The sequence below is a fragment of the Flavobacterium sp. genome, assembly GCF_043778725.1.
Lineage (GTDB): Bacteria > Bacteroidota > Bacteroidia > Flavobacteriales > Flavobacteriaceae > Flavobacterium.
Window position 1 is genome coordinate 1 of the sequence record NZ_JAYWFT010000052.1, and the last position, 5964, is coordinate 5964.

General features: G+C 31.6%; 3 protein-coding genes. All 3 read right to left on the bottom strand.

The features are described 5' to 3' along the window. Positions 1-476 precede the first annotated feature (476 nt). Positions 477-1196 carry a hypothetical protein gene (locus tag ACH2CG_RS04510; RefSeq protein WP_395062632.1) on the bottom strand — a complete coding sequence of 240 codons (720 nt, stop codon included), beginning with the start codon at positions 1194-1196 and terminating at the stop codon, positions 477-479. Between the two features lie 89 nt (positions 1197-1285). Continuing rightward, positions 1286-1903, bottom strand: coding sequence for a T9SS type A sorting domain-containing protein (locus ACH2CG_RS04515; protein ID WP_395062634.1), 618 nt, complete (start codon positions 1901-1903; stop codon positions 1286-1288). Positions 1904-1965: 62 nt separating this feature from the next. Continuing rightward, positions 1966-5964, bottom strand: a 3999-nt coding sequence (locus ACH2CG_RS04520; protein ID WP_395062636.1) for a T9SS type A sorting domain-containing protein, incomplete at its 5' end; no start/stop codon positions are given.

A 5964-nucleotide genomic window follows, 5' to 3' on the forward strand; every position in this document is an offset into this window, starting at 1 on the left:
GAACTTCGGAACTGCGTATTTTCTGCTAAGATAAAATTTCTTGCGGAAAATAAACGTGAATTTAGCACATTTCTCGCCATTTCTTGTAACCGCTGTTACAAGAAGCCTTTTATTCTTCTGTTCTAATTACTTTAAGGTTTGTTTTTAGGATTTAAATTTTTGCTATTATATTTTATTTATTCAATATTAGGTTTTTACTATTAAGGATTAGTATTTGTATACTCAATATTAGGTTTTGCGGATGTCTTATTAGAAGTTTCAGGTTTGTTATTATTAATTCACTATGCGTTATTATAAGTTGCGGTTTTAATAATTGGAATTGCGGATTATATATTAGGTTTTTACTATTTATTATTGTTGTTTTGACCTTCGTTATTATAAATTTATGATTGTATATTAGGATTTTTCTATGGCTTATTTTAAAAAACAGAAAGAATAACACAAAAAGGCGGTAGCCTTTTTGTGTTATCTTTTTTCTATTTTGTTTCTTTGAATTGAAGTTTTACGATTGCATTGTAATATGGTTTACCTGCATCGCCTAAAGATTTTAAATAGGCTTTAACATCTTTGATTAGCTGTATTACATTTGTTTGATTATTGTATAAAATGTCATTTCTATTTTTTCTTGCTGTAATTAGTGCATTTCCAGCCGAGTTTACTGATTGACTTAATGTAACAAGGTTTGATTGTAATGCTTGTAAACTTGCAATTTGTATTTCTGCTTCGTTAGGTGCATATTCTGTATGAGAAGCCAATTGAGTTGTGTAGGTATCTAAATTAGCAATACGGCTGTCATAACTCATTTGAGATGTGGAAATACCATCTGTTTCTGTGGTTTCTGGATTTACAGATTTTGGTTTTTGGTCACCACGTATTTTTTTTGCTTGATTGGCTATGTTTTCTTTATCTGTAGATGATATGTCTAATGATTTTGCATAATTAGAAGATTTTGTCATTAGTTTTCCAAGTGGAGCAATGGCAACTTCACGAGCTGAAACCGCATTTTTATAAATTGGTTTCTTATTATTTAACTCTGTAATTACATTATGTAATGAAGTACGGATAGGGTTGAGGTTTACTAATTGTATTTTAGCATTTGATGGATTATAAAGATTACCCATTTCTTCTAAAATTTGGTAAGCTGTGCTAAAGTTTGCCACATTTTTATTGTGACCTGTTTCTGAATTTGAAGCCATAATGTTTTGATTTAAAAGTTTATAACACAAATATATAAAAATAAATAATAGATAAAAAAAACCCTTTGAAATTTTCAAAGGGTTTTTTTTTATTCTTTTACAAATTTTACAGTTTCAATTCCTGTTTCTGTTGAAAGTCTAATTAGATAGGTTGTTGATTGTAAATTAGAAACATCAATTTGATATTTGTCTTTATTTTCATTAATTGATTTTATCAATCTTCCTTGTAAATCAAATATTTCAATTTTTTGAATTTGTTTTTCAACATTTTCAATAAACAAAATATTACTAGATGGGTTTGGAAAAATTTTTACTTTACTATTTAAAGAAAAATCATTACTAGACAAAGTTGTAAGATAGTTATAAACATTTGTGTCGCATCCTGGAGTAGTGAGAAAAATCCAAGGGCTGACATCTGTTAAAGAACAACGTGATCTAACAAAAAACACATTACATCCTGTTTGTGGAAAATTTGCAAATGTAAATGGATTAGTACTTGATACATAATAAGAATCGGTTGGTAGCGGAGCACCTACATAAAAATCAGGTACTACAGTAATATCCCAAGTGGTGGCAGTTCCATTTTCTGTCCAACTTAATAAGGCATCTTGATTTACAGATGAATAAACTAAATTTGAAGGAGTAGGGCATTGTGCGTTACCTATTATATAGGTAAGTATGCATATTAAAGTTATTGTTTTTTTCATGATTATTATTATTAAAATTCTTTGTCAAAGTTACAACTTTGACAAAGGATTAAGTTAATTAATTAGTTTTTTATAAGTTTTTGTTGTTTGTCAAATGATTGATTTACAATTCGAGCAATATAATATCCATTTGATAAATTTGTAATATCTATTTGATTTTGGCTTTCAGTAGTAAGTACTTGTTTAAATACTAGTTCGCCTAATATATTAAATATTGTTATTGTAGTTGGCTCTTTTATATTGGTTAGGTCTATATTGTAAATACCTTTACTTGGATTTGGATAAATAGATATAGTACTAAAATTTGGGTTTGTGTCAATCTCAGGTTCACTTTGAAATTCAGTAACACTACTTTTTGCTTGTAAACCTGCTGAACCAGAAATTCTTGTTATGTTGGTTGCTGATAATCCGTTAAATGTAGTGAATTTACCCCCAACTATTATTTTTCCATCGGGTTGTTGTTTTAATGCTTTTACATAATTTGTACAAAAAGGACAGCTTGAATACACTGCAGAATCTGTAGTACCCGTTCCAATACTAAAAGTTGAGTCTAACGCTCCAGCAGTTGTCAGACGAATGAGTTTTTTTACTGCTGTTGTACCAAATAATGTGAACTCACCGCCAATAATAGGTTTGTTTGTAGTTGGTTCAAGAATAAGTTCATTAATGGCTCTTTCTACACCTGTAGTGGTATTAAAACTTGTATCAATAGCTCCAGTTGAAGTTAAACGCACTAAAGATTTTACATTTGTTCCATTATATTTATTGAAAGCACCAGCAATGATAATTTTTCCATCAGGTTGGACCACAGCCTTGGCTATTGGAGAATATAATGAAACACTTAAATCTACATTAAATACTAATGAACCTGCAGTGTCGCCAGCTAAAAATGTTGTATCAATTGAACCGTTGCTATTTAAACGTATTATGTTCTTTTGAGTTGCTCCTGCTGTTGGTGGACTAAAGAAACCTAATAATATAATTTGTCCATTTTGTTGAATTGTCATACCAGTTACAACACTTCTATAATAGGTATTTAATACTGTTGGATTAAATGTTGTATCAATCGAACCGTTTGTGTTAATTCTTACTATACCTAGTCTTTGCACACCATTATAATAATAAAAATCGCCACCTAATACTATTTTGCCATCAGTTTGAATAGCACAAGCATAAGCCATCTCATTTGTATAACTAATATTTCTAGATATACCTGTTCCACCTGCATTAAAGCTCGTATCAACTGCACCATCAGGCAATAATCTTGTAATACCGAGACTAGAACCACCAAACCCTGCCGACCAAGTAGCTGCAATAATTTTGTTGTCTGACTGAATTGCTAAATCCATTGCACCTTGATTCCCTGCAAAAGTAAAACTTTGGTCTAAAGTTAAATCAGTATTCAATCTAGCTACGTAAGGTTTTGAAATATTATTGTAAGTCGTGAAAGCTCCAGATATGATAGACTTTCCAGTACTTTGTAGTTCGATATGATTGACAAGGTTGTTCGCTCTAATACCAGCTACAAGGTTTGGTGTAGAATTATTGTTGGTAACAACTATTGTTACAGTTGCGGTATCAGAAAAATTACAGTTACCAATAGAACTCAATCTATAAGTTAGTGTATATGTACCAGCTGATGTACCAGCTGGTATTGAAATAAGTCCTGAACTGTTTATTGTAGCACCTGTAATAGATAGTGGAGTTACCAAAGCAAAACTAACATTTGGTAATGAAGTAGAACTTGAAGCAGTACCATTGTATAAATCATTGGCATAAACACTTGTTGTAACACCTCCTGTTGCACCAATTATTGGCGGACTGGAGAAATTATCGTTAACTGCATCAACAACAATCGTATTAGATGATGTAGAGGTAACGTTTATAGTGTCATATAAAGTAACTGAACAACCACTATTATTTGTAAAAGTATAGCCAATTGTAGTAGTCCCAACACCTGCAACTGAAGCATTAAATGAATATACGCCATTTGCAAGAGTAACACCAGTACCCGAAAAAACACCATTTGCAGTTGTGCCATTTAAGTATAAAGATAAGTTACTTAGGTTTTGAGTATTACAAATTGATGTTGGTAAATTTAAAACTGCTCCGTTGGTTGGAATTAGTGATACATTGTCGATGTAATAACTTATTAGTCTGTTACCAAAAGCATTAGTGCCAGCAGATTGATAATTACATCCACCAATACCAGTGGCCGCAGGAGTATTTGGAACAAGCGTAGCATTATTTAGTAAACCTAAATATAAAAATTGTTCTCCACCAGTTGTTGTCGTAAAATTAAATGTAATATTATCCCAACCATTTGTGTTTCTTGTAACTGTTGGAGAAATTAATTGAGTTGTACTATCTGATGCGTTATTTACTATACTTACATCACCATTAGCATTGTATGCTAAAATTGATGGAGGAGTTGTATTTGACCTATGCAAAAAAGCTTGTAAATTACTAGCCCAATGACTAAATCCATCTGCTAAAGAAACATCAAAACTTAATTGATAATTAGTATTAGGTTGTAAAGGAGTGCTTAACCTTGTATATATATGTTGCTTACCACCAACACCAGTAGAAATCTGAATACCAGCATAGCTGTTACCAATATTATTATTAGATTGATTTCCATACCAATTGCAGGGCACACTCCAACTTGAAAAAGTTGGATTAGCAGTTGAACTAAAATATTTTGCAACTGCGCTACCATCACCTGTAGTTTGAAAAACAGAATCCCATCCGCAGGCTTTTTTAACTATTGGTGGTGCAGATGAATTAGAAAACTGTTCGAAATTACCATTCATTACCAAATTACATGCACTTGGTGTTGGATTGCATCCGCCTGTACTAGCTGGTATACGAATGTATATGTATAAGTATGTAATGTTACCTTTTTTAGTACCGTTTATTGGAACATAACGTAATATATGTAAACCAGTTGTAGCACTACTGAAATTTATTGTAGTTAATGAAGTACCACTTGTTGCAGAAAATGTTGAAGTTGCACTAGTATCTTGTAAACATTCAAAGCCAGTAGCATTTACATCATTGTTTAGAATAATTGCGCCATTAATCGATAAGTTGGTATTTGCGTTACCAACAAAAGTGTAATCTCCATTACTATTTATTCCATCATTCAAACCAGCAACAGAAATACCAGCACAAGCAGTTCCTCCATAATTGTAAAAACCGTTATTTGTAGAACTAGCACCGAAAGTTGTTTTAACATTATAGCCAATATCACACAGTACATTCCTTTCTTCGGGTTTTAAATAACGCTTAGTTGTTCCTAAAAGATTGACATTACTTAATACAAAGTAACTATCGTTTGCATATGGTGAGGCGCAAGTAGGATATAGCATATCCTCAAAGTGACTTAAACTACTTCCTTGCTCAAAGCAAGTTGGGGTATAAACAGGAACTGTTGAAGAACCTACATATTTTATTGCATTATTACAAGTAGTGCTGTTGAGTACACCAGTGCTTATATTGTTTGGTAAAGTACATCCTGGTCTTAATACTGTTGGAGAAACAGCAGAATTAAAGCTAACATCATACATACTACAACTTCCGATTGTGAGCAATGGAATGTTATTATTAGTTCTTAAAAAAGTATCGTATCTGGTGTAATAAGGAAATGGATCAATTGAATTTCCGTTTTGATTTATGAAACTATTAAAGCCTAATGAGTGGACAACTTCGTGTAATATAACAGTATATAAATCATATAAATTGCTTGGCGAATTGATAGATAAATTAGTATTCCAATTTATACTTGGATCATTAAAATTAAAAGCAACATTACCGTGATAGAAATTATTTGTACCATTTAAGACGTTTGTATATGAGTCAACTCCTAAATGAATAGTTTTCCAAATCTCACCATCTAAAATCCCACCTACATTTGTAGTAGGAAGATAATAAGACGTAGCAAGACCTAAAGTACCTGATGGGACACTCAAATTTGCAATATTTCTAACCCAAATATTAACTTTATTACCAGTAGTTGATAATGGTGAAGTAATAAAGTTAGATATGTCTTCAAATACTTT

Bases quoted from the DNA above. Each gene is read 5' to 3' on its own strand.
- ACH2CG_RS04510 (WP_395062632.1), bottom strand. From the start codon at position 1,196: ATGGCTTCAAATTCAGAAACAGGTCACAATAAAAATGTGGCAAACTTT.
- ACH2CG_RS04515 (WP_395062634.1), bottom strand. From the start codon at position 1,903: ATGAAAAAAACAATAACTTTAATATGCATACTTACCTATATAATAGGT.